The organism is Arthrobacter sp. MPF02 (genome assembly GCF_046605375.1).
Classification (GTDB): domain Bacteria; phylum Actinomycetota; class Actinomycetes; order Actinomycetales; family Micrococcaceae; genus Arthrobacter.
This window is the reverse complement of record NZ_CP176772.1, coordinates 3197800-3224503: the sequence shown is the minus strand read 5'-3', so window position 1 is coordinate 3224503 and position 26704 is coordinate 3197800. Positions and strand designations below refer to the sequence as shown.

31 protein-coding genes are annotated in these 26704 nt (G+C 65.7%); 16 read left to right on the top strand and 15 right to left on the bottom strand.

The window, feature by feature from the left end; all coding sequences use genetic code 11:
- Positions 1 to 290: 290 nt before the first annotated feature.
- Positions 291 to 1052, bottom strand: coding sequence for a GAF and ANTAR domain-containing protein (locus ACLH0K_RS15295; RefSeq protein ID WP_411374397.1), 762 nt, complete (start codon positions 1050 to 1052; stop codon positions 291 to 293).
- A 113-nt stretch (positions 1053 to 1165) separates the two neighbouring features.
- On the opposite strand from ACLH0K_RS15295, the gene ACLH0K_RS15290 reads away from it, so the two are divergent.
- A complete protein-coding gene (locus ACLH0K_RS15290; RefSeq protein WP_411374396.1) occupies positions 1166 to 1897 on the top strand; it encodes an ANTAR domain-containing protein in 732 nt (243 codons plus the stop codon).
- Positions 1898 to 1912: 15 nt separating this feature from the next.
- Here the strand turns inward: ACLH0K_RS15290 and ACLH0K_RS15285 are convergent, their stop codons facing one another.
- Complete coding sequence (locus ACLH0K_RS15285; protein ID WP_411374395.1) at positions 1913 to 2662, bottom strand: hypothetical protein; 750 nt, start codon at positions 2660 to 2662, stop codon at positions 1913 to 1915.
- Positions 2663 to 2762: 100 nt separating this feature from the next.
- On the opposite strand from ACLH0K_RS15285, the gene ACLH0K_RS15280 reads away from it, so the two are divergent.
- Positions 2763 to 3095 carry an ArsR/SmtB family transcription factor gene (locus ACLH0K_RS15280; RefSeq protein ID WP_411374394.1) on the top strand — a complete coding sequence of 111 codons (333 nt, stop codon included), beginning with the start codon at positions 2763 to 2765 and terminating at the stop codon, positions 3093 to 3095.
- A gap of 12 nt (positions 3096 to 3107) precedes the next feature.
- On the top strand, positions 3108 to 3605 hold the full coding sequence (locus tag ACLH0K_RS15275; protein ID WP_411374393.1) for an SRPBCC family protein: 498 nt from the start codon (positions 3108 to 3110) through the stop codon (positions 3603 to 3605).
- On the opposite strand, the gene ACLH0K_RS15270 is transcribed toward ACLH0K_RS15275, so the two are convergent.
- Positions 3550 to 4122, bottom strand: a complete 573-nt coding sequence (locus ACLH0K_RS15270; RefSeq protein ID WP_411374392.1) for a beta-galactosidase — start codon at positions 4120 to 4122, stop codon at positions 3550 to 3552. The genes ACLH0K_RS15275 and ACLH0K_RS15270 overlap by 56 nt on opposite strands.
- A gap of 123 nt (positions 4123 to 4245) precedes the next feature.
- Here ACLH0K_RS15270 and ACLH0K_RS15265 point away from each other — a divergent pair, with 123 nt between their 5' ends.
- Positions 4246 to 4842: a DUF1992 domain-containing protein gene (locus tag ACLH0K_RS15265; RefSeq protein WP_411374391.1), complete on the top strand. Its 597-nt coding sequence runs from the start codon at positions 4246 to 4248 to the stop codon at positions 4840 to 4842.
- Here ACLH0K_RS15265 and ACLH0K_RS15260 read toward each other — a convergent pair.
- The gene (locus ACLH0K_RS15260; RefSeq protein ID WP_411374390.1) at positions 4839 to 5384 is read right to left on the bottom strand and encodes a GNAT family N-acetyltransferase; all 546 of its coding nucleotides are present in this window, start codon (positions 5382 to 5384) and stop codon (positions 4839 to 4841) included. The two genes, ACLH0K_RS15265 and ACLH0K_RS15260, sit on opposite strands and share 4 nt — an antisense overlap.
- A 74-nt stretch (positions 5385 to 5458) precedes the next feature.
- On the opposite strand from ACLH0K_RS15260, the gene ACLH0K_RS15255 reads away from it, so the two are divergent.
- Positions 5459 to 6829 carry an HNH endonuclease gene (locus tag ACLH0K_RS15255; protein WP_411374389.1) on the top strand — a complete coding sequence of 457 codons (1371 nt, stop codon included), beginning with the start codon at positions 5459 to 5461 and terminating at the stop codon, positions 6827 to 6829.
- A 33-nt stretch (positions 6830 to 6862) separates the two neighbouring features.
- Here the strand turns inward: ACLH0K_RS15255 and ACLH0K_RS15250 are convergent, their stop codons facing one another.
- Positions 6863 to 9037 (bottom strand): transglycosylase domain-containing protein, encoded by a 2175-nt coding sequence (locus ACLH0K_RS15250; protein ID WP_411374388.1) that lies wholly within the window; start codon positions 9035 to 9037, stop codon positions 6863 to 6865.
- 180 nt (positions 9038 to 9217) lie between these two features.
- Between ACLH0K_RS15250 and ACLH0K_RS15245 the strand changes: the two genes are divergently transcribed.
- Complete coding sequence (locus ACLH0K_RS15245) at positions 9218 to 9820, top strand: PadR family transcriptional regulator (RefSeq protein WP_411374387.1); 603 nt, start codon at positions 9218 to 9220, stop codon at positions 9818 to 9820.
- 27 nt (positions 9821 to 9847) lie between these two features.
- On the opposite strand, the gene ACLH0K_RS15240 is transcribed toward ACLH0K_RS15245, so the two are convergent.
- The 3 genes from ACLH0K_RS15240 to ACLH0K_RS15230 all read right to left on the bottom strand — a co-directional run bounded on the left by ACLH0K_RS15240 (position 9848) and on the right by ACLH0K_RS15230 (position 12695).
- Positions 9848 to 11170: an ammonium transporter gene (locus tag ACLH0K_RS15240; protein WP_411374386.1), complete on the bottom strand. Its 1323-nt coding sequence runs from the start codon at positions 11168 to 11170 to the stop codon at positions 9848 to 9850.
- 393 nt (positions 11171 to 11563) lie between these two features.
- Positions 11564 to 12358 (bottom strand): carbon-nitrogen hydrolase family protein, encoded by a 795-nt coding sequence (locus ACLH0K_RS15235; RefSeq protein WP_411374385.1) that lies wholly within the window; start codon positions 12356 to 12358, stop codon positions 11564 to 11566.
- 103 nt (positions 12359 to 12461) lie between these two features.
- On the bottom strand, positions 12462 to 12695 hold the full coding sequence (locus tag ACLH0K_RS15230; protein WP_411374384.1) for a DUF2630 family protein: 234 nt from the start codon (positions 12693 to 12695) through the stop codon (positions 12462 to 12464).
- 91 nt (positions 12696 to 12786) lie between these two features.
- Between ACLH0K_RS15230 and ACLH0K_RS15225 the strand changes: the two genes are divergently transcribed.
- Positions 12787 to 13185: a hypothetical protein gene (locus ACLH0K_RS15225; RefSeq protein ID WP_411374383.1), complete on the top strand. Its 399-nt coding sequence runs from the start codon at positions 12787 to 12789 to the stop codon at positions 13183 to 13185.
- A gap of 13 nt (positions 13186 to 13198) precedes the next feature.
- On the opposite strand, the gene ACLH0K_RS15220 is transcribed toward ACLH0K_RS15225, so the two are convergent.
- Genes ACLH0K_RS15220 through ACLH0K_RS15210 form a run of 3 tightly spaced genes read right to left on the bottom strand, consistent with a single transcriptional unit; the run spans position 13199 to position 14296 of the window.
- Entirely contained in the window at positions 13199 to 13528 is a 330-nt protein-coding gene (locus ACLH0K_RS15220) for a DUF202 domain-containing protein (protein ID WP_411374382.1), read from the bottom strand.
- A gap of 3 nt (positions 13529 to 13531) precedes the next feature.
- Positions 13532 to 13936 carry a YidH family protein gene (locus ACLH0K_RS15215; RefSeq protein WP_411374381.1) on the bottom strand — a complete coding sequence of 135 codons (405 nt, stop codon included), beginning with the start codon at positions 13934 to 13936 and terminating at the stop codon, positions 13532 to 13534.
- Positions 13937 to 13957: 21 nt separating this feature from the next.
- Positions 13958 to 14296 carry a YnfA family protein gene (locus ACLH0K_RS15210; RefSeq protein ID WP_411376494.1) on the bottom strand — a complete coding sequence of 113 codons (339 nt, stop codon included), beginning with the start codon at positions 14294 to 14296 and terminating at the stop codon, positions 13958 to 13960.
- Positions 14297 to 14371: 75 nt separating this feature from the next.
- Here ACLH0K_RS15210 and ACLH0K_RS15205 point away from each other — a divergent pair, with 75 nt between their 5' ends.
- From ACLH0K_RS15205 to ACLH0K_RS15185, 5 genes are all read left to right on the top strand, one after another.
- On the top strand, positions 14372 to 15406 hold the full coding sequence (locus ACLH0K_RS15205) for an LLM class flavin-dependent oxidoreductase (protein WP_411376493.1): 1035 nt from the start codon (positions 14372 to 14374) through the stop codon (positions 15404 to 15406).
- Positions 15407 to 15627: 221 nt separating this feature from the next.
- Positions 15628 to 16725, top strand: a complete 1098-nt coding sequence (locus tag ACLH0K_RS15200; protein WP_411374380.1) for a ferredoxin reductase — start codon at positions 15628 to 15630, stop codon at positions 16723 to 16725.
- 12 nt (positions 16726 to 16737) lie between these two features.
- Positions 16738 to 17928 (top strand): fatty acid desaturase family protein, encoded by a 1191-nt coding sequence (locus ACLH0K_RS15195; RefSeq protein ID WP_411374379.1) that lies wholly within the window; start codon positions 16738 to 16740, stop codon positions 17926 to 17928.
- 166 nt (positions 17929 to 18094) lie between these two features.
- Entirely contained in the window at positions 18095 to 18292 is a 198-nt protein-coding gene (locus ACLH0K_RS15190) for a hypothetical protein (RefSeq protein ID WP_411374378.1), read from the top strand.
- 114 nt (positions 18293 to 18406) lie between these two features.
- Positions 18407 to 19243: an alpha/beta fold hydrolase gene (locus ACLH0K_RS15185; protein WP_411374377.1), complete on the top strand. Its 837-nt coding sequence runs from the start codon at positions 18407 to 18409 to the stop codon at positions 19241 to 19243.
- Positions 19244 to 19333: 90 nt separating this feature from the next.
- Here ACLH0K_RS15185 and ACLH0K_RS15180 read toward each other — a convergent pair whose 3' ends face one another.
- Positions 19334 to 19648: a response regulator transcription factor gene (locus ACLH0K_RS15180; protein ID WP_411374376.1), complete on the bottom strand. Its 315-nt coding sequence runs from the start codon at positions 19646 to 19648 to the stop codon at positions 19334 to 19336.
- A 153-nt stretch (positions 19649 to 19801) separates the two neighbouring features.
- Complete coding sequence (locus ACLH0K_RS15175; protein WP_411374375.1) at positions 19802 to 20545, bottom strand: GAF and ANTAR domain-containing protein; 744 nt, start codon at positions 20543 to 20545, stop codon at positions 19802 to 19804.
- Between the two features lie 286 nt (positions 20546 to 20831).
- Between ACLH0K_RS15175 and ACLH0K_RS15170 the strand changes: the two genes are divergently transcribed.
- The 3 genes from ACLH0K_RS15170 (at position 20832) to ACLH0K_RS15160 (ending at position 24324) form a co-directional block, all read left to right on the top strand.
- Positions 20832 to 21419 (top strand): adenylate kinase, encoded by a 588-nt coding sequence (locus ACLH0K_RS15170; protein WP_411374374.1) that lies wholly within the window; start codon positions 20832 to 20834, stop codon positions 21417 to 21419.
- Positions 21420 to 21452: 33 nt separating this feature from the next.
- A complete protein-coding gene (locus ACLH0K_RS15165; protein ID WP_411374373.1) occupies positions 21453 to 22319 on the top strand; it encodes an NAD-dependent epimerase/dehydratase family protein in 867 nt (288 codons plus the stop codon).
- Between the two features lie 121 nt (positions 22320 to 22440).
- A complete protein-coding gene (locus tag ACLH0K_RS15160) occupies positions 22441 to 24324 on the top strand; it encodes a S8 family serine peptidase (protein WP_411374372.1) in 1884 nt (627 codons plus the stop codon).
- Between the two features lie 36 nt (positions 24325 to 24360).
- On the opposite strand, the gene ACLH0K_RS15155 is transcribed toward ACLH0K_RS15160, so the two are convergent.
- Entirely contained in the window at positions 24361 to 25473 is a 1113-nt protein-coding gene (locus ACLH0K_RS15155) for a DNA alkylation repair protein (RefSeq protein WP_411374371.1), read from the bottom strand.
- 61 nt (positions 25474 to 25534) lie between these two features.
- On the opposite strand from ACLH0K_RS15155, the gene ACLH0K_RS15150 reads away from it, so the two are divergent.
- Positions 25535 to 26338: a phosphatase PAP2 family protein gene (locus ACLH0K_RS15150; RefSeq protein ID WP_411374370.1), complete on the top strand. Its 804-nt coding sequence runs from the start codon at positions 25535 to 25537 to the stop codon at positions 26336 to 26338.
- Between the two features lie 18 nt (positions 26339 to 26356).
- Here the strand turns inward: ACLH0K_RS15150 and ACLH0K_RS15145 are convergent, their stop codons facing one another.
- Positions 26357 to 26677, bottom strand: coding sequence for a MerR family transcriptional regulator (locus ACLH0K_RS15145; protein WP_411374369.1), 321 nt, complete (start codon positions 26675 to 26677; stop codon positions 26357 to 26359).
- Between the last annotated feature and the right edge of the window lie 27 nt (positions 26678 to 26704).

Sequence of the window (26704 nt, the reverse complement as noted above, 5' to 3'; positions counted from 1 at the left end):
AGTCGGCCTGCTGTGCACTGGGGCTGCGAACGCCGGAAGGCGCGCCGGTGGGCCCCATTGCGTCACCAGGATGGTCGGGGCGGGAGCGGATCCTGCCCTGTCCCTCCATGGTGCCCAAACCGAAAGGGCGCTCTCAACCAAAATGCGCTTTGTTGCAAGTGAGTCTCATCACGTCCCCCAAGTAGGTAGCAGTAAGTGTCGTTTTCGGGGCTCAAAACGACACTTGGTGCTACCCAATTGGGGACAACGGCAAGGGCGGCACGGTTTCGATGGTGACGCAGCGCTTCCGATCATTCGCCGAAGGGGCCAGCCATATCCGTCTCGCCTGAGATGTTCATGATCACGGCCGCCGCAACATCCTGGAGTTTGATGCTCCTGACGTTTGACGCCTCGATGAGGATGGTGACCGCAGCGTCCCGCGTGCACCGGTTCTGGGCCATGATGGCACCGAGCGCCATGTCGATGACCATCCGCGACTGCATTGCCGCCGCAAGGTCGTCCCGGACCTCGTTCAGCTGTGTGATGCGGACCGCCAGCCGCAGCGAACTTGCTGCCTGTGCTGCGAATCCTTCCACTGTGGCGATGTCCTCGCCCGAAAAGCCGTTGCTCCGGCCGGAATAGGCGTTCAGGACGGCCTCGGCGTTACCGGCCAGGTCCAGGGGGACGGCAAGGATGGAGCACACGCCCTGCTTGGTCGCGGCCCGGACGTACGGGGCCCAGCGGCGCTCGGCTGTAAGGTCCGGAACCAGCACCGTGCTCCCGGTCCGCAAGGCAGTGAGGCAGGGGCCGTCACCGAATCCGTTCTGCATTTCATCCAGTGCGCGGGCGGGAGCGTCGCTGGCGGCGACTGCCTCCGCCCGTTTCCGCCGGAGCACCGTGACGCCAGCATGGATGGTGTTCCCGGTAACGGACAGCCGGGAGGCCGCCAGGACGGCCAGTTCCGCAAGGAAGTCCCTGATGTCGCGGCTTTCCAGGACCATTTCCTGCAGTGTCAGGTTGGTGTCGGCCGATGGGCCGGAATGGCCTTCCGCTGGGATCGGGTGGTCCTTCATCGATATCACCTCCGTCCAAAGTCTCCCAGTCTCGACCGTACGCCGGTGCAGCGGTTTCTGATACAGCCGCGTAATACAAGTACGGCTGTTGCGCGGGGCAGTAAGATTGCCCCATGTCCAGTACTGCCGATAACGAGTCCGTCCAACAGCTGCAGGAAATCCTGGTCGGCGCCGGAAACGTGGTTGAATTCCTCGCCGGGCTCTCAGGCATGGCCGCGGCGGCCGTCTCGGCTGCCGCGAATGACCACATCGAGTGCGCGGTCACTCTCAAGCTGCAGCGCAAACCAGCCACCGCTGCAGGCAGCAGCGAGCGGGCAATAGAGTTGGACCGCCTGGAGCAGGTCGTAGGCGATGGTCCTTGCATCAAGGCGCTGCGGGAGCTGACTCCGGTGATAATCGATGACGTCACCATTGACTCCAGATGGCCGGAGCTGACACGCAAATTTGCGGATGCGGGCGTTTTCAGTTCTTTGGGCGTTCCCCTGGAGGTGCACGGTGACGCCCGGGCCGCGCTCAACTTCTTCGCTGCGAAGCCGGGCGCCTTCACGCCGGACGTGTATGAAAAAGCTGTCGGTTTCGCGGCGGCTGCCCACGATACGATGCATCTTTCCGTGCGGATCAACACTGCCCAGAACCGGGCGGAAGACCTGGAAGCGGCCCTGGAGAGCAGGACTGCCATCAATCTGGCGTGCGGCGTCATCATGGCACAGAACCGCTGCACCCAGGCCGAGGCGATGGAGATCCTCACCAGGGTTTCCAGCAACCGCAACCGCAAACTGCGCGACGTTGCCAAGGACCTCATCGAGCAGCTGTCCGGCGACCGCGTGGAAACGCACTTCGAATAGGCAATGCCCCGGGAACTAACCCGCCGCGAGCATGGTGACGACGGCGGACCCTGAGGCAGCGCCGGAGGCCCCGCCGGGTGTCCGGATGTCCCAGCAATGCCCGGCTCCGATCACTTCATAATCCCCTGAACCCGCAGCGGGCAGGACGAGGGCCGTGTCCTCGTCAATGGCAACAGCCCAATCCACCAGCCCGGCCGCCACAGCACCGGCGGCGCGTCCCAGTGTTCCGGCCTGCGCCGCATGCACGTCCAGGGCAAAGGGGGCCAGGCCAAGGCCGGGGCGGATGTCCAGCGCGTCGAGCCCTTCGGAGCATTCCTCACCGCACACTTCCCGGCCGTCCACCCGGTATCCGCCAACCAGTGCCCGCCCCGGTGCCACCATCGCCCCGGCGGAAAAGCCCAAGTAGGAAGCGCCCCCCGCCACCACCTGCCTGACTGTTTCCGCTGCGCCGGCAAGGCCCGCCATGTAGGCGGGAGTGAGGCCGCCGCCCACCACCACGCCGTCGACGCCGTCGAACATGGCCGGAACGGAGGCGCCGTCCAGGCCCAGCAGCACCTCAACCGGTTCGAACGAAAGCCTGGCCCGGAGCGGCTCCACGTACTCAGGCAGGCGGGCTCCAGGATTTCCGCCCCGGTCGTGGACGACGACGGCGATGCGGGCGTGCCGGGCCCCGCCGACCTTTGCTGATACCTCCTGGGCGAACCGGTCAAAGAGGTCGGGAAAGGCCAGGGGGTCCGGGCCGGCGCCGGCGAGGAAGATGCTCATGGGCTTCAACCTACCGTCCCCGTTGTCTCACGTCCTGCACGGCGAAAGGGGGGTTGGAACCCGTTGACACTGCTGCAGGACGGGCATATTGTACAACCAAATGGTTGTAGATCAGCTCCGCGAAACCGAACTGGACCGTCTGTTCCAGGCCTTCGCCGACACCACGCGCCGGGATATCGTCCGTCGTGTAACGGTCGGGGAATACTCTGTTTCGGGCCTCGCAGCGCTCTACGCCATGAGTTTCGCCGCAGTCCAGAAGCATGTTGCGGTGTTGGAGCGTGCTTCCCTGGTCACCAAGGAGAAGCGCGGAAGGGAGCAGATTGTGCGGGGTAACCGTGAAGGCCTGCAGAAAGCCCTGCGGCTGCTCGACGAATATGAACAGATCTGGCACCAGCGCGCCGCCCGGATGGCCGACATTCTCGCTGAAGGTTAGGAAGGCATTGCCATGACAGTCATCAGTACGGATAAGAACTTCGAGGCCCTGAGCCTTACCCTGGTTGCCGAGTTCGACGCCGGCGCGGAACGCGTCTGGCAGCTCTTCGAGGACCCGCGGCAGCTGGAGCGGTGGTGGGGACCGCCCACCTACCCGGCAACCTTCTACAAGCATGACTTCGTGCCGGGCGGCAGGGCCAGCTACTACATGACCGGTCCGGAGGGGGACAAGGCGCACGGCTGGTGGGAGTTCACCAGCATCGAGGCGCCGCGCCAGCTCGAGTTCAACGACGGCTTCGCCGACAGCGACGGCAACCCCACGGGCGAGTTCGGCACCAGCCACGCCACCGTCACCCTTGAGCCCGTGGGGGAGCGGACGCGGATGACCATCCTTTCCACGTTCGAGTCAGAGGAACAGCTGGAGCAGATGGTGCAGATGGGCATGGAAGAGGGCCTCAAGGAGGCCGTCGGACAGATCGACAGCATCCTCGCCGAGCCCGCAAACGCTTAACGGAAGGCGTACGACGGCGGGACGTCCCGCCGTCGTACGCCTTCCCCTTGTTTTCGCCGCCTTGGTCGTACAGCTCGTTTTCCAGCTGGATGCCGATGACGTTGCTGTTCGGGCCCAGGAGTCCGGCCAGTTCCTCGCCCAGGTAGCCGAACCAGCGCTTCACGAGATCCGGGTATGAGGGGTCTTTGGTGCGGTGCTGGACCGGAGCCTGCTGGACCCGGTCAGGGAAACCGCCGTTGTGGACCTCGCCGTGCCACCACGGCCCGATGCGCAGGACCACGTCCAGCCCCACCTCGGCACACGCCCTGACGAACGCTGCAGCGTCCACTCGGCTGTAGTGCAGCTCGCCCGACAAGGGGATTGCAGGTTTCCCTTCCACCTCCATGTAGCGGCTGGTGACGCGGAACCTTTCGTGGCGGTCCGTCGTGTTGCTCATGTCCGGGAGGACCAGGGGTGATTCCCACGGTTTGTGGACGACGGGCAGGGCGGCAGGCGAAGAGCTTGCGGGGTTGGGCATAGGACCGAGTATCGCACCGCCAGGAAACGTATTCTCCGACCCTGTCCGGGAAGGCGTTGAAGGCTGCGGAAGGCTTCGAAATACTTGGATAAGGCAGCGGAAACCTGGAAGGCGGTGGCATGAATGGCCAGCGGATCCGAAGAGTTCCGGAAGCGGTTGGAGCGTGCCGCCGAGCTTCGATCCCACCGGGGGGCGGGCATCAGTGCCGAGGAGGAAGCCGCCCTCGACGCCCTTGATGAGAAGGAGCGGGAGAAGCGCCGTAAGGTCAGTGATGCCGCGAGGGCGGAGTACCTGGTCCGGGATGCCATGGCGCAGGGCAAGTTCGACAACCTCAAGTACGCCGGTAAACCGATTCCGGGGCTGGGCGAGTCTTACGACCCGGACTGGTGGGTCAAGGGTTTGCTGCAACGCGAGAACGTCAGCGGCCTGGGCCCGCCTGCCATCCTGCTGCGGACTGAGGACGCCGAACTCGACTCCAAGCTCGACGAGCAGTACACGGAGCAGCAGGTCCGCGAGCTGCTGCAGGACTTCAACCGGCGCGTCATCTACGCCCGCCGGCAGCTGCAGGGAGGCCCGCCCGTGATCACCAAGACCCGCGACGTGGACCAGGAAGTGGAGCGCTGGCGCCAGCGGCGTGCCGCCCGCACGGCCCAGGAGGCGCCGGCGGAGCCGGAGGAACGCCGGACGTTCTGGCAGCGGCTGTGGAAGGGGACGGGCTAGGTTGCAGCCCGCCTGAGTTCGAAGAGCTCGCAGAGCATGTTGTAGTAACGTCCGGTCTCGCCCTGGTGGCGCAGGCCGATCTGGGTGCACACCTTTTGCGACGCGATGTTGGCCGGGGCCGTCACCGCCACCACCTTGGGCAGGCCACTTGCGAACGCGTAATCAAGCACCGCCCTGCCAGCTTCGGTGGCGTAGCCGTGGCCCCAGAAGTCGGGGTGGAAATGCCAGCCAATCTCCGTATCTCCTGACGGCTGCAGGGGCAGCGGGCCTGACGCGGGGATGTCCTTCAGGAGCAGGGTTCCGGCCAGGATGTTTTGGTCCTTGAGCCCGACTGCCCAGACCCCGTGGACGGGGTGGTCCATGGCTCGCCAGGCCCGGATCCGATCCTCTGCCTGGGCCCGGTCCGCCATGGCCTGCGGAGGGTTCCCGATGAACCGTTGGACCTCCCAGCGGGAGTACAGGTCCAGCACAAAGCCCGCATCCTCCGGCTCCCACTGCCGGAGGATCAACCGCTCGGTTTCGAGGCTTTTCACGCCGTTCATTGTGGCAGAGGTCGTTTTCCACATGGGGCTTTTGGCTGGCCGGTTTTGTCGGTGCCTGCTGGAAGACTTTGTTCATGGAGGCGTTTGGGGCAGCGGTTGTGGGGAGCGGTAGACCCCCCACTGTTGCCGATGCGCTGAGGATTCTGGCTGCTGTTCCTGTCGCGTCTGATGGTCCGGGGATGGTTGATCAGCTGCGGCACTTTGAGGATGTGAAGGCGCTGGCGGCGGCGCGGCAGGCCGAGGTCACTGTTGCTTTTGATCTGCAGCAGCGGCGGGAGCAGGCGGCCGCGGGTGTCCCTGCCGGGGAGCAGGGCGCCGGGGTGGCGGCGCAGGTGGCGTTGGCGCGGCGGGAGTCCCCTACCCGGGGCGGGAGGCTGCTGGGCTTGGCCAGGGCCCTGACCGGGATGCCGCGCACATACGCGGCGTTCCGGTCGGGACGGTTGAATGAGTGGCGCACCACGCTAGTGGTGAAAGAGACAGTGTGCCTGTCGGTGGAGGACCGGGCCGGGGTGGATGAGGAACTCGCCGCCGACACCGGCACCTTCGACGGCGCCGGAGAACGTGCCATCATCTCCGCCGTGAAGGCGGCGGCGTACCGGAGGGACCCGCGGTCGGTGGCCAAGCGGGCCAGCCACGCGGTGAACGAACGGACCGTGTCGTTGCGCCCGGCGCCGGACACCATGGCGCGGGTGACCGCGCTGCTGCCCGTCGCCCAGGGCGTGGCCGTGTACGCCGCGCTGGTCAAGGAAGCCGACACGCTCCGGGCTGCGGGAGATGAGCGGGGCAAGGGCCAGATCATGGCCGACACCCTCGTTGAAAGAGCCACCGGCATTGAGGGCGGGGTCAGCAGCATCGAAATCCAGCTCGTGATGACCGACCGTACCCTCCTGCAGGGCGACAGCGAACCGGCCCGCCTGACCGGCTACGGCACCGTCCCCGCCGAATGGGCAAGAAGAATTGCTGTTGCGGGCCCGGCGGGAGGTGAAGAGCTGAAGACCTGGGTCCGGCGGCTTTACAGCGCGCCGGGCACCGGGGAGCTGGTCGCGATGGATTCACGGGCCCGGCTCTTCCCGCCCGGACTCCGCCGCTTTATCCAAGTCAGGGACGATGTCTGCCGGACCCCGTACTGTGACGCGCCGATCCGCCACGACGACCACATCATCCCCTGGCACAAAGACGGACCCACCAGCGCCGGCAACGGCCAGGGCCTCTGCGAAGCCTGCAACCACACCAAAGAAACACCCGGCTGGTCAGCCAGACCACTCCCGCTCCCCGGCGCCCGGCACACAGTGCAGCTGAAAACGCCAACGGGCCACACTTACACATCCGCGGCACCACCGCTGCCCGGCACACGGTGTCTCCCTGCCACGAATAAGAGACCGGGACGAGAGGCACCACAACGCGCCATGGTCCAAGTGCTGGGCCGCGCGGGACCAGCGGGCTGACTGAGGCGCGGCTCAGGATAAATGCCTGGCTTACTAGGGCTTAGGCGGCGTCGGGTTCGGGCCGATCATGGTCGGGGGAGGGGCTGGGAAGGGTGCAGCCGGGTACAAGGGCGCCACGTTCACCATGTAGTTGGCCCACTGCGGCCCGGCGATCATGTAGCCGTCGAGGCGGGGGTAGAACGTGCCGTTGATGGTGACATTCTGGCCCGACCGCTGCTGGCTCTCCAGCGCATCACCGAAGAAGGACGCGGTGGACAGTCCGGTGGTGTAACCAACAATCCAAGTGGCGCCGTTGTTGTTGGACGTGCCGGTCTTGGCAGCTGTTGGCACCTTCTCGTGGACCTTGGGATTGATCCAGAAGCCCGAGCCCCTTACCAGGACATCCTGCAGGACGCTATTGACGCCGCGTGCCACGTCCGGTTTCACGGCATCCCTGCACTCCACGGGCTGGCCGGGCAGCTTGCCGCCATTAGCGTCGGTAACCTCCACAATGGCGATCGGCGTGCAGTAACGGCCGTCGTTCGCAAAGGTCGCGAAAGCGTTGGCCATGTGCAGCGGAGCCACGTTGGTGGCCCCCAGCAGGTTACCCAGCTGGTGCATGTTGATCGGGGAGCCGTCATGCCCGTTGTGCAGCCCCACAGCATCGACCATCTTCTGGATGCCGCAGAAATCCAGCTGTGTCGCCGAAGCGAAGGTGGCGGTGTTGATGGAGTTGTACAGGCCGTAGTTGATGGGCATCTTCCGGTAGAAGCCCTCCTCGGCGTTCTGCAGGTCGTCAGCAGCACCCAGCTCGGGGTTGTTCTGCGCCGTGCTGTAAGCGCCCAGGACCCTTCCGCAGCTTGACCGCCACGGGAATCCCAACGGGTAGACACGCTGGGACGCATCCACCTCCGCGGTCAGGGGCTTGCCCTCGTTCAGCCACTGGGCAAAGGTAAACGGCTTCATGGTGGACCCGGTCTGGAATCCGCCCGCCCCGTTGAGGTTGTTGCCCTGGGGATCCTTGGCATCCACGTTGAAGTTCAGGTGCGTATCGAACTTGCCCGGTTGCGGCAGGAAGACAGTGTTCTGGGCCATTGCCAGGATCTTGCCGGTCCCGGGCTGCACCGTCACCAGGGCAGCACCCCACCGGTCGGGGTTCGGGCCGGCCGTTCCGTCCACCTGTGACTGGGCTGCAGCCTGAAGCCTGCTGTCCAGGGTGGTGACAATGGTGAGCCCGCCGCGGTACAGCCGCCGCTCGCGTTCGGTCTGGTTCGGCCCGTAGGCCGGGTTGTTAAGGATGAGGTGCGAGATGTAGTCGCAGAAGTACGGGGCCATGTCGGCATTGGCACAGCCCTGTCCCTCCGGATTGATCTTCAGCTCGATGGGTGTGGCCACCGCCTGGTCGTGCTCCGCCTGGTTGATCTTGCCGAGGCGCAGCATCTCGCCCAGCACCTGGTTGCGCCGGGTCATCGAGTTGTCCGGGTTGATTGCGGGGTTGTAGAACGTGGGGCTGTTGACCAGCCCGGCCAGCAGGGCTGCCTGGGGCAGCGTGAGGTCCTTGGCGGTGCTGCTGAAGAAGTAGCGCGCGGCGGCCTCCACGCCGTAGGCATCGCTGTTGAAGAACACGATGTTCAGGTAGCCCTCAAGGATCTGCTCCTTGCTGAACTTCTTCTCCAGCTCCAAGGCAAGCTTCATCTCGCGCAGCTTGTCGCCGATGTCCTTTTGCCCGCTGAGGATCACCTCATCCGGGCGGTCCTGGGACAGGCGGGCCTCATTGATAACGTTGGTGACGTACTGCTGGGTGATGGTGGAAGCGCCCTGCTGCTCACCCCTGGTCACGTTGGTGATGAGGGCGCGGACAATGCCTTGAGGATCCACCCCGGCATGGTCGTAGAACCTGCTGTCCTCAATCGCGATGACCGCGTCCTTGATATAGGGCGACATCTGGTCCAGGGGCACCCGCACGCGGTTCTCCGCATAAAAGGTGGCGATGGTCTGCCCGTCGGCCGTCAGCACCTTGGTGGATTGCGACGGCGGCTGCACGGTCAGTTCTTCCGGCAGGCCTTCGAAAAAGCCGATGGAATTTCTGACGCCCAGTCCCGCGGCAGCCACCGCCGGGACCACAAGGCCGGCGGCCAGGATTCCGCATGTGATACTCGCGGCCAGGAATCCCAGGAGTCGTCCCACACCGGCGCTGAAACCGCGCCTGCGCTTCCTTTTCTTCGCCATGCATCAGCCCTCGGGAGCTTGGAGGTGTGAAAAGAATACGTCCGCGCCCGAGGGTCTTCCATAGCCCGTCAGGTCAGGATTTGGTCACGCTTCAACCTTGACGCAGCGATAGTTAACGACATATCGTTAACTATCGCTGAGAAAGAAGCGTAAGCACTTCAATGGAAGGAAGATGCCAGCATGCGAGGCATATCTGATGAAAGATTCCCAGGCCCGGAGTTCGGCAGGGGCAAGTTCCAGCGCGGCAGGGGCTGCAGGGGGCCGCACGGGCACCGCGGCGGAGGTTTCGGCCCGGGTTTCGGTCCCGGTTTTGGTTCGGGTTTCGGTCCCGGCTTCGGCCGCGGCGGAAGGCGTGCCAACCGCGGTGATGTCCGCGCCGCAATCCTCTCGCTCCTGGCTGAATCACCGTCGAATGGTTACGGATTGATCAAGACCATTGCGGAAAAGACCGACGGTGCATGGCGCCCGAGTCCAGGTTCCATCTACCCCACACTGCAGCAGCTTGTGGATGAAGACCTGATCGAGGCGCTGAGCGAAGGCCGCGGCACCGAATTCGCCCTGACGGATGCGGGCAGGGCCTACGTGGCGAAGCACGCCGAGGAGATGGAGAACGCCTGGAACGCGGGTCCGGACAGCTTGGACCGGGATTTCCACCAAAGCATCGGCAAGCTCATGGGGGTCATCCACCAGTTCCGCAGCGGCGTCACCGAAGAGCAGCGTGCGGCTGCCATCGAGAAGCTTGATGAAACCCGCCGCGCGCTGTACAAGATCCTTGCGGACTAACCTGGCCGTACCTGCCGGCGTCGGCTGTTACGCGAAGGAATCTTCCTTGGCCGGCCGCTCCCCAGCACCATAGGGAGCACTGGGAAGAATGGCTAGGCCGGGCCGCAGGGGATTGAAGCCGGAACCGGTCTCACCGAACGCGTAGGCGCTCTCCGCATGTTCGGACAGGTCCACGCCTGCGGTCTCGGCTTCGCGGCTGACCCTGAATCCGATGGTCTTGTTGATGGCCCGCCCGATCACGAGGGTTCCCAGCCCGGACAGCAGCAGGGTGATGACCACGGCCGCCGTTTGGGCGATCAACTGCTGGGAGCCGCCGCCGTAGAACAGGCCGCCGCCCTGTCCGTCAACAGGGAGGGCGATGAAACCGAGCGCCAGGGTACCGATGAGGCCGGCGCCCAGGTGGACTCCCACCACATCCAGGGAGTCGTCCAGCCCAAAGCGGTATTTGAGGTCAACAAATACGGCGCAGGCAGCACCCGCCACCAGGCCCAGGCCGATTGCGGCCACCGGGCTGATATTGGCGCAGGACGGGGTGATGGCCACCAGTCCCGCCACCACGCCGGACGCAGCTCCCAGGGACGTGGGGTGGCCGTGCCGGACCTTCTCCGTGACCAGCCAGCTCAGCATCGCAGCCGCCGGAGTCACAAGGGTGTTCACCCAAATCAGGCCCGCCTGCTCTGCCGTAGTGGCGGCTCCACCGTTAAAGCCGAACCAGCCAAACCAGAGAATGGCGGCACCGAGCATGATGAAGGGAACATTGTGCGGGCGGTGGTTCGGGTCCTTGGCAAAGCCGTGCCGCTGACCCACGATGAGGGCAAGAACCAGTGCCGCAGTTCCGGAGCTGATTTCCACCACCGCACCGCCGGCGAAGTCGATTACTTGGCCGAAAACAGCGGTGACGGCGCCGCCTGCGCTCATCAGGCCACCGCCCCAGATCATGTAAGCCAGAGGACAATAAACCACCGTGATCCACAACGGCACGAACAGGGCCCACGCACCGAACTTTGCCCGGTCCGCGATGGCGCCGCTGATCAGTGCAACGGTGATGATCGCAAACGTGGCGCTGTACCCAGCCTTGATCAGGTCCGGGGAACCCATCAGGTTCTGCAGCCCAAAACTGGCAAAGGGGTTGCCGAAAATGCCAAAAACGCCCTCACCGGTGGTCATGGAGTAGCCCCACAGAACCCACACCACGCCCACGATGCCAGCCGAGATGAAACTCATCATGATCATGTTGAGGGCGGCCTTGGCGCGCGTCATGCCGCCATAAAAGAGGCCGAGCCCGGGGGTCATCAACAAAACCATCGCGGCTGAAATCATGAGCCAGACGTGTTGGGCGGTGATCTCCACGGGCGGGTCCCTTCGCATGTGAGCTTTGATAGGGCGCTGACCGCCCGGCTTTCCCCCGGCGTCCATCTTTGACGGCGCGTGTTTCCGTTACCGCCCGCCCAAGTTGCGGTGACGTTACACAAACCGCCCGTTCGTGAAGTTCGCGTGTCGCAGATGTTTCCGGAATGTAAACGCCTTTCAGTGCCGCCACGCCTGTGCTGGACGCGAATACCTCTTGTTACCTGCCAGCACTGGGGTGGCTGCTGCCGCTCAAGGTGAGGCGCCGCCGTCGTGCGTACTTCCGCAAAGATTTCCTGCCCGTGAACGCAACCTCACGTCTAACAGCACAAATAACGACGGCGTGCGGCACGGAAAGTGCCGCACGCCGTCGTCAACGTTTCCCAGGGTCTGAGGCTAGAACTGCCGGGCGTTGGCCAGCACCGGAAGCTTGGCCCGAACCTCTTCAACGGCTGCTGGATCGATGTCCACGACGACGAGCTCGGGCTTCCCGCCCAGCGCTGCCAGGGTTGAACCCAGCGGCGAGACCACGGCGCTGTGCCCGATGCCGGTGGGAGCCGTGCCGGCAGGACCCGCACCGATTGTTTCGGGATCGCCCTGGCCGCAGGCAACCACGAACGTGGTGCTGTCCAGGGCGCGGGCCCGGACCAGCAGGTCCCACTGCTCCGCCTTGCCTTCGCCGGCACCCCATGACGCGCAGACGATGTTGACCTGGGCGCCCGCGCGGGCATTGGCGGCGAACAGCGCCGGGAACCGGACGTCGTAGCAGGTGGCCAGGCCGAAGACCGTGCCGTTGACCTCGAAGGTGACCGGCTTCTCGCCCGGATCCACCGTCTTGGACTCGGTGAACCCAAAGGCGTCGAAAAGGTGCACCTTGTCATAGGAGGTGTCAATGCCGGGGCCGGTCACCAGCAGGGTGTTCCGGACCCGCCCGTCCTTTCCTGGCGTGAACATCCCGGCTACGATCGCGACGTCCAGTTCCTTGGCGATGTCCCTGACCTTCCCGGCCCACGGCCCGTCCAGCGGCTCTGCGATGTCGGTGAGGGAATGTCCGAACGCGCGCATTGCCGCTTCCGGAAAGACCACCAGCTCCGCGCCGGCCGCCTTGGCCTGCGTGGCGTAGTCCCGGATCAGTTCGAGGTTGCCTGCGGGGTCCGCGCTGCTGATGATTTGGGCGACTGCAAGACGCATGGATGAACTCCAATCTGTTGCTATCCATCATGTCCTGAAACGGAAGCGCCCGTGGTTCCGCTGGCATCCACCAGAACCACAGGCGCCCCTTAGTGCTGCCGGATTACTGCTTGTAGCCCTCCACCTCGCTGACAGGCCGGGCTTCGGCCTCGTTGGGGTTCTTCCCGGATTCCGCCTTTGCCCTGCGCTGGCGCAGGAGGTCCCAGCACTGGTCGAGGCTTTCCTCCACCTGCCTTAGCCGGGCCCGGTCCGGCACGTCGCCGTCACCGGAACCGCGGAGTGTGTGCTCCTCCTCCACCAGGGCCTGGATACGCGCCAGAATGTCTTCGTCGTTCATAATCTCCCCTTGCCTCGTGCGGTCCCACTTGTTCCCTCAGCGTACGTAGTTGGTGCGGAAGCCACCACCCCTGCGCTGTACCATCAGGTTCATGCCCACTGTGCTTGATATGGCAGGTCCAATCCTGGAAATGCTGACCTGGATGTGCCTGCCTGTCGGGCTGGGGCTGCTGTTTTACGCGGGGTTCCTCCGCCGCTTCGTCCACCCCTGGGCGGTAGCCGAAGCCGTGGTCTATTCGGACAACACCGGCGTGGGCTTCCGCTGGGTGGACCGCAAAAACGAGATCCACAACGCCCCCATGTCCCCGCACGACATCAAGGACCTGGCCGTGGGCGAGACGCTCCCCATCTATTACCACCCCAAGCGCCCCACCCAGTGGCGGACGGCCGTTCCGGAAGAGGAAGGCCGGATGGCCGCCGTGCTGGGCCGCGTCCTGACCGCCATTGGTGCGGTGGCCCTGCTGGCGGGCTTTGTCCTGCCGATGTTCTAAGCCGCGGGGACGGCTACCCGGCCAGCACCACTCCGATGCCGAGTCCGCCCAGCACCACCGCGGCGAAGGCGGTCCACAGCACGGAACGGACATCGGCATCGACGCGTTCTTCGTGGATGCCCCGGGAACTGGCGCCGTAGCGGCGGCGCTGGGTGAGGTAGATGGCCAGTGCCGCGCCCGACGAAACGGCAAATAGCAGCAGGATGGGCAGCCCGTGCGCCGGAAGCCAACGCAGGAAAATCGCGCTCACCGTCACCAGCGCCATCATGGTGCGTCCCCACGCCAGGCTGGTCCGCTCCGGCTGCAGGCCGGGGTCGCCGTGCGGCCGCGGGGAGAATGCCACGGGTCAGCGCCAGAGAATAAAGACGAGCACGACGGCGGCAGCCAGGGCGCCTGCCCCGGCCAGCAGGGGCACGATGAGCGGCAGCGGAAGGGGAGCCTTGTTCCGCATGCTGCGCTCCACGCGGAGCCACCGCACTGCCGCTCCGGCGCTGAGCAGCATGCCAAGCAGCAGCAGGACGACGGCCAGGCCCTTGCGGGCAGGTTCGAGGAACAGGTCCGACGTGAACGCCTCGATGGCGATGCCTCCTGCCAGGAGCGCCAGGGACGTACGGATCCATGCCAGGAACGTGCGTTCGTTGGCGAGCGTGAACCGGGGATCAGGTTCTTCCCCTCCCGGCAGCAGCCGCTCCGCAAATTTCCCGCGCGACGGCGTCGCAGGTTCCTTGGGTGCGTGCTCGCTGTTGGTCACGGTGCCAGTCTAGGTGGTGAATTAATGGCCGCTTCGCGGGGCGAACATGATGACTGCTACGCCCAGCAGGCAGATCAGGGACCCCGCCACGTCCCAGCGGTCCGGCCTAAAACCATCGAAGACCATTCCCCAAGCCAGGGACCCGGCAACAAACACCCCGCCGTATGCTGCCAGGATCCGGCCAAAGTGCGCGTCCGGCTGCAGCGTGGCCACAAAGCCGTACGCGCCCAGGGCGATGACGCCCAGCCCGGCCCACCACCACTCCTTCCCCTCGCGCACGGACTGCCACACCAGCCAGGCCCCGCCGATCTCGGCTGCCGCCGCCAGCGCGAACAGCAGGACGGTTTTGCCGACGGTCAGTGCTTGTTCAGGAGTTTCCACGGAGCCATCATGCCAGCCGGGAATGCCGTCGGGGCCGGCCGGGTTGGGGCTGGTATGGAGCGCATGGGATTTTTGTCATTCGGCCACTGGGGACCCGGCCAGGGCTCCCGCACCAGGACCGCCGGTGAGGCGCTGGTCCAGGGCATTGAGCTGGCCGTGGCAGCCGAGGAACTCGGCGTGGACGGGGCGTTCTTCCGGGTCCACCACTTCGCCCGCCAACAGGCGTCCCCGTTCCCGCTGCTGTCCGCCATCGCTGCCCGCACCAGCAGGATCGAAATCGGCACTGGCGTCATCGACATGCGGTATGAGAATCCGCTGTATATGGCCGAAGAAGCAGCGGCCACCGACCTCATCAGCGGCGGCAGGCTGCAGCTGGGCATCAGCCGCGGTTCACCCGAACCGGCACGGCAGGGTGCCGCCGCCTTCGGGTACGTGCCGGAACCGGGCGAAACGGACGCCGACATGGCCCGCCGGCACACAGCCCTCTTCAGGAAGGCGATCAGCGGTGTGGGCGTCGTTGAAGCGGATCCCCGGTACGCGGGCGGTGCCACTGGCCTCCTTCCGGTCCAGCCGCAGTCACCCGGCCTCGCGGAGCGGATCTGGTGGGGTGCCGGGACCCGGAAGACCGCCGTGTGGGCGGCGGAACTCGGCATGAACCTCATGAGCTCCACCCTGCTGACCGAGGATACGGGTGTGCCTTTCCATGAACTGCAGGCCGAACAGATCCAGCTGTACCGGGATGCATGGTCCACCGCGGGCCATCGGCACACCCCCAGGATCTCGGTCAGCCGCAGTGTCCTTCCCATCGTGGATGCAGAGGACGGCAGGTACTTCGCAGGCAGCGCCCTTCGTGACAGCCGGGACCAGGTAGGGATCATCGACGGGCTCACTGCCCGGTTCGGCAAGAGCTACGTCGGCGAACCGGACAAGCTGGCGGAGGAGCTCGTGGCAGACACTGCCGTCCAGGCCGCGGACACGCTGCTGTTGACCGTGCCAAACCAGCTTGGAGTGGAGTTCAATGTGAAGCTTTTGGGAAACGTGTGCCGGTACATAGCCCCTGCGCTTGGTTGGAGCAGGCAAAGCCCTTGACCTTTGTAATCTCTCCCGAGCTTGCGTAATTTCGGCTGCAGACCCCCTCAACAGCGATACAATAAGCATGCTTACTGTAATGCGGGGGAACCTTCCCGGTGACGCAGCCGTTAGTCTTGAAGTGCGGCTTGGGGGCTTAGCGCCCCTTTACAGCGTGACTGCGGAACGGTCATATGACGGAGAGAGAGAAATATGGCTCGCGCCGCCCTAGGCTGGATCGCATGATCCGGCTACGACAGCTGGCCCAGGCGGCCTCGGTGCTCACCACGCCGCTTGCGCCCGAGGACATCCTGGCCCTGTTCAATCCTGTGTACTCGGCCCGGCAGCTCCGTGGCGTGGTCACCCGCGTGGTACAAGAAACTGCCCAGTCCGCCACCATTTTCTTCCGCCCCGGCCGTGGCTGGCACTCCCATCTGGCAGGGCAGTGGGCACGCATCGGCGTCGAGCTTAACGGCGTCCGGCACTGGCGCTCCTACTCGCTGAGTGCGCCCGCCGGCAAGGATCCTGCCATCACCGTGACCGACGTCGGGGCCGTTTCCGGCACCCTTGTCCGCACCACCCGGCCTGGTGACGTCCTTTTCCTTGCGCCGCCGCAGGGCGACTTTGTGCTCCCGGAGCACCCCCGCCCCCTGCTGATGGTCACCGCGGGCAGCGGCATCACACCTGTGATGTCCATGATCCGCACGCTCGTTCCGCGGCGCCCGGATGCCGACGTCGTGCTTGTCCATTCAGCCCGCACGCCCGGTGACAGCCTGTTCCGGGAGGAACTTGCCGAACTTGCGGACCAATTTCCCAACTTCCGGCTGGCCCACTGGTTCACGGGCGAACAGGGCCGTATGGACCTGACCAGCACCGCCCAGCTGGACGAGATTTGCCCGGACTGGAAGGAACGCGCTGCCTACGCGTGCGGCCCGGACAGCTTCCTGGACGACGCCGAGGCGCTGTGGAAGCGCGCGGCGCTGACGACGGCGGCGCCCGGCTCCGAGGTGGCAGTGGCCGGCAGTGCCGGCAACCTCATGATTGAGCGGTTCAACACCACCTTCGCCGGCGGCGTGGGGCACGACGGCGGCCTGGTCACCTTTGAAACGTCGGACCGGGAAGTGGAGGCCGACGGCGATACGCCCCTTTTGGACGTGGGTGAGGACGCCGGGGTGCTCATGCCCAGCGGTTGCCGGATGGGCATCTGCCACAGCTGCCTCACTCCGCTCCGGGCCGGCCAGGTGCGCGACCTCCGCACCGGGGAAGTCCACGGCGAACCCGGCCAACTAATCCAAACGTGCGTCTCGGCAGCCGCCGGACCCGTCAACCTCGAACTCTGAGGAGCTCACGGTATGTCTGTAATGTCACCCAGCAAAGCCGCTCCCGCCCCGGCCACAGGCAGTGCCGCCGGCAGTTCCCGGTCACGCCCGGGGAAGCTGGCCGAGTCCGGCAGCCCCACGGTCCGTCCGCCCGCCGCAGCACATCTCACAGATGAGCAGGTGGCGGAACTTGGCCGCGAACTCGATGCCATCCGCGATGAAATCCTGGCCAAGAGGGGCGCCGAAGACGCCGCATATATCCGCCGGATGATCAAGATCCAGCGTGGCCTGGAGATTTCGGGCCGGGCCGCGCTGCTGGTGGGCAAGAACAAGGCTGCCTGGGTCACCGGCACTACGCTGCTCAGCCTCGCAAAGATCCTGGAGAACATGGAGCTGGGCCACAACATCCTCCACGGGCAGTGGGACTGGATGCGCGACCCGGACATCCACTCCACCACCTGGGAGTGGGACTTCGTCACTCCCTCGCGCTCGTGGCAGCACACGCACAACGACCTGCACCACCGCTGGACCAACGTGGTGGGCAAGGACAACGACGTCGGATACAACCTCCTGCGCATGGACGAGGAGCAGCCGTGGACGCCGAAGGCCCTCGGCAATCCGCTGTATAACGCGCTCCTGGCGCCGGTCTTCGAGTGGGGCATCGCCATCTACGACCTCGAGCTGCTGGACTACAAGGAAGGCAGGAAGTCCAAGGAGGCCCTGCTCAAGGACCTCAAGGCGCTGGGCAAGAAAGTGGTTACCCAGTTCACCAAGGACTACGCGGCGACGCCGGCCCTGGCCATGCTCACCGGGTCCGCGAAGCAGGCGCTGTTCGGCACCCTTGCAGCCAATGCCATCCGGAACGTCTGGGCCCACGCCGTCATTTTCTGCGGCCACTTCCCAGAGGGCACAGACACGTTCACCGAGGAGATGGTGGACGGTGAGACACGCGGCGACTGGTACGTGCGCCAGATGATCGGCTCGGCCAATATTTCCGGGTCCAAATTCATGCACATCATGACTGGCAACCTTTCACACCAGATCGAGCACCACCTGTTCCCGGACCTGCCGTCCAGCCGCTATGCCGAAGTGGCGCCGCGGGTCCGCGAGATTTGCCAGCGCTACGGCCTGAAGTACACCACCGGGCCGCTGATCAAGCAGGTGGGTTCCTCCTGGGCCAAGGTCTTCAAGCTGGCCCTGCCGGGCAAGGCTGCCAAAGCCTGATCCGCCTTCACCGCCGCAGGCTGGGCGACAGGACCCTGTCGTCCAGCCTGGGCAGGGCGTGCATTCATACGCCTACAGGTCACGATCCCGGCCGTCCCTGCACTATGGTGACGGCTGGCGTCGTCGCATAATTGATCCCACAGCCGCCGCGGCCAATGGAGGAATTATGCGGATCCTGGGAGCGCTCATTGTCATCTGGTTGATCATCGGCGGTGTGGCTGCATGGCAGCGCGGCTACCTCGGCGCCGCGCCTGAAAACTGCGCCCGGGCAGGGACAATCGCCATCACCATCGTGGCCGGACCCTTGAATTACATGGGCGCCAATCCGCAAATCTCCTGCGAGCTTCCGCAGCCGTCACCATAGGCGGCAGTGTCCCGAATCCATACTCCAGGGCGGCAGCCGCCCTAGAGTAGGGAATGCGCGGCCAGGGTACCCGCCTGTCCGCTCCGGATCAGTCTGAAAGGAATGTGCCCGCACATGGCTTTTATTACCGTTGGAACCGAAAACAGCACGGACATCGAGCTCTACTACGAGGACCACGGAACGGGCCGGCCCGTCGTGCTGATCCAAGGATACCCCCTGGACGGCTCATCCTGGGAAAAGCAGACTGCCGCGCTCCTGGAAGCGGGCTACCGGGTGATCACTTATGACCGGCGGGGCTTTGGCAAGTCCAGCAAGACCACCAGCGGCTATGACTATGACACCTTTGCGGCCGACCTCAACACCCTGCTCACCGCGTTGGACCTGAATGATGCAGTCCTTGTGGGCTTCTCCATGGGAACGGGTGAGGTTGCCCGCTACCTGTCCACCTACGGCTCTGCCCGCGTGTCGCGCGCGGCGTTCCTGGCCTCGCTGGAACCGTTCCTGCTCAAGACCGACGACAATCCGGACGGCGTGCCGCAAAAGGTTTTTGACGGGCTGACCGAAGCGGTCACGGCCGACCGCTACGCCTTCTTCACCGAGTTCTTCAAGAACTTCTACAACACGGATACATACCTGGGAACCCCGAGGCTCAGCCAGGAGTACGTCAACCACAGCTGGAACACCGCCGCCAGTTCCGGCGCCACGGCTTCCATCGACGCCCAGCCCACCTGGCTCACCGACTTCCGTGCGGACATCCCGAAGATCGACGTCCCCGCGCTGATCCTGCACGGTACCGCGGACAACATCGTGCCCATCGATTCCTCCGGACGGCTGTTCGCCAAGGCGCTGCCGTCTGCCGAGTACGTGGAGATCGAGGATGCGCCGCACGGCCTGCTGTGGACCCATGCGGCGGAAGTCAACGAAGCGCTGCTGCCCTTCATTGGCAAATAGCGCCCGCCCCTAGCTTCTGAACTTTTCCGGCAACGGCGGGAGTCCGCCGTTGCCGGAAAAGCGGGGTCATGCCCCACCCAGGCAGGCAAATCAGCAGAGGGATTTGCCCGGTACGTGGTGAGCCGGTGAAACGGCGGGGGTAAGCTGCACTGCCAGGTCCTGGAGTTCCTTGGGGTGGAACGGCTTGGTGAGGTACGCGGCAGCGCCCGAGGCCATCCCGGCCAGGAGGTCATCGTCTTCGGACCTGGCAGTAAGGAACAGCAGCGGCGCCTTGCTCAGGGCACGGATGGCGCGGGCAACCACGTGCCCGTCCATGTCCGGGAGGCCGAGGTCGAGGGTGACAAGCGTGATGGCGGGATCCGCGGCTGCGGCAATGGCTTCCGCACCGGTTGATTCTGACTGCACTTGGAAACGCGCGTGACAGGACCACGGCAATCAGTCCACGGATGTCCCTGTCGTCTTCCACAACAAGGCAAACACTTTTCTTTTCCATCGGAGCCCCCGGCCAAAGTTTGCGTTAGTCTACCGCTGGCCTGGGCGGTTGTGTTGAAAAGAATCCTAGCCGTCGTAATGTGTGCGGGCCGGTCCTTGTCCCAGGGCGTTGACGACGGCGGCCGCGACGTCATGCAGCTTGGAGTTGCGGGTGCTGGAAGCCGTCTTCAGGATTTCGAAGGCGTCATGCTGGCTGCAGCGGTTCTGGGCCATGATGATGCCGACGGCCATGTCGATGACCGTCCGTGATTCCAGCGTCGCGCGCAGATTGGCGGCGGCTTCGCTGTAGTGGGCGAACCGCACGGCCAGCCGCAGCGCGAGCGAGGTCTGGCTGACGAAGTCCTCGGCGAACTCGAGGACGCGGCCTTCAAACCGGTTTGGCCGGCGCGAGTACAGCAGCAGCGCGGCCTTTGTTTCGCCTTCCAGCTGGAAAGGGAGGGCGAGCACGGAACGGACTCCCTGTGCGGCCAGGGCTGCGAAGTACTCCGGCCACCGTCCGTCCGCCTCGATATCCGGCACATGCACCGTCTCCTGGGTGGTGGAAGCGGTCATGCTGGGAGTCTCGGCGAACTCGTGTTCCAAGAGGCCGACTGCTTTAGCCTCGGGGCTGCTGCTGGCCACGGTAGCGGCCTTCCGCTGCCGGAGCAGGGTGATGGCGCAGAGCATGTCGTCGCCGGGCGCGGAAAGATTGCGTGCAGACACCTGTGCCAGTTCATTGAGGAAGTCCTCAACGTCCGAGCTGTTGAGGACCAGTTCATGCAGGTGCTCTGTGATGGATGTATCGGTTTTTACTGTTGACTCGCTGGCCACGATTTCCTGGTGCCGTTCGCTCAGGTCAAAACGACCCGGCAACCCGCCGCCCCGCCTGGAAGGCTGGTGCCGGTGGAGGTCGCTGGATCGATGAACTGTCCAACGGCCTGCTGCTAAACCGGTAACCACGAGTATATACATCCCCACGCCGGGCCAGGCGTCATATTGCCCCTCCCCGGAAGAAGGCGCTCTGGCGCCCCTGCCGCCTACCCGGCACAATGAAGCAGGCGCCGGCCCCGGCGGCAGGCCGCACACCAGCGGCCGCTTTCCCGGAAGGGGCACGTACATGACCAGATTGCTTATTATCGGTCCGCCAGGCTCCGGCAAGGGGACACAGGCCGTGCATCTTGCCCGCCACTTCGGCATCCCCGCAGTCTCCACGGGAGATATCTTCCGAAGCAACGTGAGCCGGGCAACGGAGCTGGGCACCCAGGCCGCTCAATACCTCGACGGCGGCGACCTGGTCCCCGACCATCTCACCAACGCCCTGGTGAGGGACAGACTGCTGGAGAATGACGTGCGGCGGGGCTTCCTGCTGGACGGTTACCCGCGCACGGCGGTGCAGGCCGTGGAACTGGACAACATGCTCGCCGCCAGCGGCTTGGCCCTGAATGCCGTCATCGAACTGCGCGCGCCTGATACCGAGCTGGAGCAGCGGATGCGCAAGCGCGCCCGGGAACAGGGACGCACGGATGACACCGTGGATGTGTTCCGGCGCCGGCTTGACCTCTACCGCCGTGAGACCCATGAAGTAGTCTCGGTTTATGCCGCCCGCGGGATCCTCGTCCCGGTGGACGGCAGCGGAGATCCGGGGGAGATCACCGCACAGGCGATTGCCGCCGTCGAGAAGTTCCTTGCCGCAGCCCGCGCCTGACTGGCGCAGATCCCCTAAGAGAAGGACGTCCTGATGAGAATTGCCGTCACCGGCGGAAGCGGAAAACTCGGCCGGCACGTGGTGCGCCGGCTGATCGATGACGGCCACCAGGTCCTGAACCTGGACCGGGAAGGGGCCCGCAGCCCGGGCCTCCTGGTGGTGGACCTGCGCAACTACGGCCAGGTGGTGGACGCGCTGCTGGGCGTGGACGACAGGCACAGCGGATTCGACGCCGTGGTGCATCTTGGTGCCATCCCGGCGCCGGGCATCCTGCCGGACGCGGCGACTTTCGAGAACAACATGCTGTCCACCTACAACGTGTTCCAGGCGGCCCGCCGGGCGGGCATCAAGAAAGTGGTCTATGCGTCCAGCGAGACGGTGCTGGGATTGCCGTTCGACGTCGACCCGCCCTACATCCCGGTGGACGAGGAATACCCTGCCCGGCCGGAAAGCACCTACTCCCTGGTGAAGCACCTCGAGGAGCAGATGGCAGCCGAGCTGACGCGCTGGGACCCGGAGCTTAGCATTACCGGGCTGCGCTTTTCGAACGTGATGGACGTGGAGGACTACGCGCGGTTCCCGGCGTTCGATTCCGACGCCGCGTTGCGGAAATGGAACCTGTGGGGCTACATCGACGGCAGGGACGGCGCGCAGGCAGTGGTGCGGGCACTGGAGAACGGCCGGCCGGGGTTCGAGGCCTTCATCATCGCCAACGCGGACACCGTCATGAGCCGCTCCAGCGCCAGCCTCGCCGCGGAGGTGTTTCCCGCGGTCAAGGTGACCAAGGAACTGGGCGAGCACGAAACCATGCTGTCCATTGACAAGGCCCGCCGGCTCCTGGGATACGAGCCCGAATACAGCTGGCGGGACCACCAGCAGGGCACCGGCACCGTGGGGTAGAGCCAGGGGTTAAAGCCAGGAAAGCACCAGGTCCGCAGGAAACCCCAAGGCTTGGCTCAGGATCCTGCAAAATCGGGCGGGAGCGGTATTCCGGGCTCCTAGTCTTTTGGTACCAGCGTGGTTGTCCCCGCCCCGCGTCCCCACAAGCGATCCCAAGGACCCCAAAATTCGTACTTCACTGATCGTGCTGCCCGCCGCCGCAGCCCTGGTTTCCGCCGTCGCCCTGTCCACCTCCGTCCCAGCCGCCGCCGCACCAAAATCCGACGCTGGCGCAACCGGCCGCTACATCGTTCAGTACGCCGCCACTGCCGACGTTGATGCGGAGGCGGCCGGCCTGCGCGGGCAGGGCCTCGCCGTCGGACGGACCTTCAAGCACGCCCTCCGCGGCGCTGTCATCACCGCCAATCCGGCACAGGCCGAGGCGCTTGCCCGTTCCGGCCGCGTGGTGTCGGTAGAGCCGGACGCACCCGTTACCGCTTCGGACACACAGCTGCCCTCGCCGTGGGGCCTGGACCGGGTGGACCAGCGGGCACTGCCGCTTTCCGGTTCCTACTCGTGGACCTCCGCCGGTGCCGGTGTGACAGCCTACGTGGTGGACACCGGTGTGGTGGCGTCCCACGCGGACTTCGGCGGCAGGGTGGCCGCGGGCTGGACTGCCGTCGCGGACGGCCGGGGCTCCGGCGACTGCAACGGCCACGGCACCCACGTGGCCGGGACCGCGGCCGGGTCAACCTACGGCGTTGCCAAGTCCGCCACGGTGGTGCCCGTCCGGGTGCTTGACTGCAACGGCTCCGGCTACAACTCGGATGTGGTGGCGGGCCTCGACTGGATCGCGGCCCACCATCCCGCCGGTGTGCCTGCCGTCGCGAACCTCAGCCTTGGCGGCCCCGCCAGTTCGGCAGTGGACACCGCCATCCAGGCAGTGATGAACGACGGCGTCACCGCCGTGGTTGCTGCCGGCAACTCCGCCGCGGACGCTTGCGGCAGTTCTCCCGCCCGCGTGTCCGGTGTAGTCACCGTTGCCGCCAGCGACTCCTCAGACCGCCAGGCCTCGTTCTCCAACTACGGCTCCTGCGTTGACCTCTACGCACCGGGCGTCGGAATCATGTCCACGTACCACACCTCTTCCACCACCACCGCGTCCATGTCCGGCACCTCCATGGCAGCGCCCCACGCTGCCGGTGCCGCCGCTGTGCTGCTCTCCCAGAACCCCGCCCTCACCCCGGCCCAGGTGGCTGGCTCCCTCGTCAGCAATGCGACAACCGGAGTCATCACCGGGGCCACAGCCGGGACACCGAACCGGATGCTGTTCACGGCGCCCGCGGCTGCTGCACCGGCACCGGCGCCCGTCCCAGCTCCGGCGCCTGCTCCCACCGTCACCGCCATCACCCCCGGCGCCACCGCAACGTCGGTGCCTGTGGGAACCAACGTGACGGCAACGTTCAGTACGGTGGTGCAGGGCGTCAGCCAGGCCACCTTTGTGCTCAAGAACGCCGCCGGCACCACTGTCCCGGCAACCGTCACCTACAACGCGACCACCAGGACGGCCACCCTGGATCCGTCTGCCGCCCTGGCTGCGGACACCGTGTACACGGCAACGCTGGTCGGCGGGACCTCCGCCATCCGTGATGCCGCAGGCACTCCGCTCGCTTCCTCCAGCTGGACGTTCCTTACCGGCCCCGCGCCCGTGGTCACCGGTACTACCCCGGGCAGCAATGCGAAGCTGGTGCGCCGGAGCAACAACATCAGCGTGACCTTCAATGAGGCTGTGCAGGGCGTCAACGGCAGCACGTTCACCGTGAAGAACTCGGCCACCGGTGCCGTGGTCCCTGCCGCCGTGTACCGCAACGGCACCACCAACCAGTGGGTCCTGGATCCGCAGCAGGCCCTGGCCGCTAAGACCACATACACCGTGACCGTAATGGGCGGCGGAACGGCAGTACGGGACCTTGCAGGAAACCAGCTGGCCACCCGGACCTGGCAGTTCACTACCGGTTCGTTCTAGGCACTGTTAGGTCCAGGCAGTGCGGGTCAGCTTGGGCTAGGGCAGCTTGAGCAGGAACTCAGTACGGCCATGGGCAGCGCCGTTGATCTGCAGCTCCAGTGCATGCACGCCCGGGTAGTGCACCCTGGTGGTCATCTGGCGGAAGGCATGGCGCTTGGTCAGGCTCCGGCTTTCCCCGGGCGCCAGGGTCACCGTTGAGATCTTGAAGACCTTGGCGGACTCGCTGCCGTCGGCCTTGCGGTAGTGGACCAGGTAGTCCACCGCGAGGCGCGCGTCCTTGGTTCCGGTGTTGGCGACGTCGAACGCGAAGGTCAAATCGCCCGGCAGGGTGAGGACGTCCCGGTCAAGGCGGGGACCGTTCACGGCCACCTGCGCGGGGGCGAAGCCGAGCAGCTCCAGCGCGTCCGGGTGTCCTTTCTTGACCAGCGTCCGAAGGCCATGCCGGACCAGCCGGCCCGTGTTGGCGTCCGGCGCGGCGAGCCAGCGCCGGGCGGTGTCCACCACTGCATCGGGGGCATGCCGGGCGAGATCGTTGAGGTGGTTGGCCACAGAGCGGCGCACGTACCCGGACGGGTCCCGGTACAGGGCATCAAGGATGGGAAGGCTGGCCTGCGGCCGCTGGATGAGGGCGGGTACCCGTACCGCCCAGGGCAGGTAGGGGCGGGTGCCCTCGCTCGCGAGCCGCCGGACGTGTTCATCAGGGCTGGCGGCCCAATCCCGGATGGCGGCCAGGGCCCGGTCAGGGTCGCTTGCGAGCAGGCGCCGGACCGCGAACTCGCCGGTGAGCCTGGGCGTGAGTGCGGCCAGCAGCGCCAGGCAGTCGTCGAAGTGCTCTGCCGCGCCCGACGCCAGGGCGAGGGTGACGGCGGCCTCGGACACCGGCCAGAGGAACCAGCCGGTGAACTCCGGAACCTCCAGGGCGGCACGAAAGCTGCCCGCCGCCGTCGGGTAGCCCGGGGAGGGGACGCTGCGGATGTCAGCCAGGAGGGCATTGGCGAGCAGATCCGTGCGGGCGCGCAGGTGGAGGCCGTCCAGCTGTGATGCGGCGGCTGCTGTCCGGTCCCACCGGGTTCCCGGCCCGGTTTCCGTGAGGAGCCGGGTAAGGGTTTCCACGCTTCCTGCATTAATCAGCTCGTTCATGGCGCCCATGGAGTCAGGCTAGCGCGCGGGATAATCTTCACCCTAAGCAATTCCGCACCTAGGGACGGGTATGACAGTGGGACAGCGCGGATCGCCGGGGTCTGGAACGGGGAAGCACGTTGGCAAGTGGCGCTACTTCCACGACAAGTTCGTTGTGGAGGAACGCTACGTGGAGCCGGCGCACAGGCGCGCCCTGTACCGCTACGCGGTGATCCTGGCGGCGGCGGGGGTGGCCCTGTTCATCACCACCCTCATCAGCGTGCTGCAGGCTGACGGGCTGTCCGCAGCGGACACTCCCGTCCGCGACTGGCTCCTCGGCACGAGGTCCGCCACCCTGACCGCCGCGATGATCTTCCTGGCAGTGGTGTTCGGCCCCATTGCCCTTCCCATAATCGTCCTGGTGGTGGTTGTGGCCTGGAGCTTCGCGGCCAGGCATGCCTGGCGGCCCATCCTGCTGGCGTCGGCGATGATCAGCGGCGTCATCATCTCGCAGATCATCCTGCAGATCGTCCGGCGCTCCCGTCCGCCGGTGGACCAGATGCTGTTCGGCATCGACCAGACGTTCTCGTTCCCCTCCGGCCATGTCCTGGGTGCCTGCGATTTCCTGCTGGTGGGCGCGTACCTGATCTTTTCCAGGCGCAGGAACACGCGGGCGGCGGTCTGGGGCTTCGTCGCCGCCGGCGTCGGGATCCTGCTCGCAGCGGTGAGCCGGCTGTATCTCGGATACCACTGGCTCAGTGATGCGCTCGCCTCGGTGTCCCTGTCACTCATCATCCTCGGCGGCGTGATTGCCGTGGATACCTGGCGGACAGCAAGGGTGCCCGGCGAACAGATCACCGGCCAACTGTCCAAGGCCGAGGCGCCGCGGGACTAGCGCTGCGCCGGCCCCGCCTCAGCCCGGCGGCCGTGACCTGGCCCGCTTGAGGGCGCGGTGCAGTTTCAGGTTGGCAGCCTCAAGCTCCAGCACTTTGGCTACACCTGCGAGGTTCAGGCCCTGCTCGAGGAGTTCCCCGATGCGCATGAGAATGGCGATGTCATCGTCGCTGTACTGGCGGGTGCCGCCGGCTGTCCGGGAGGGCGTCAGCAGGCCCTTTGTCTCATACAGCCGGATGTTCTGCTGCCCGGTCCCGGTCAACTCGGCCGCAACCGAGATCGCGTAGAGCGCGCGCCCGCCGGCGGGCCGCGGGGTCCTTCCCGTTGCGGAATCTGCCATGGCGCCTCCAAAATCACACGTTCTGCG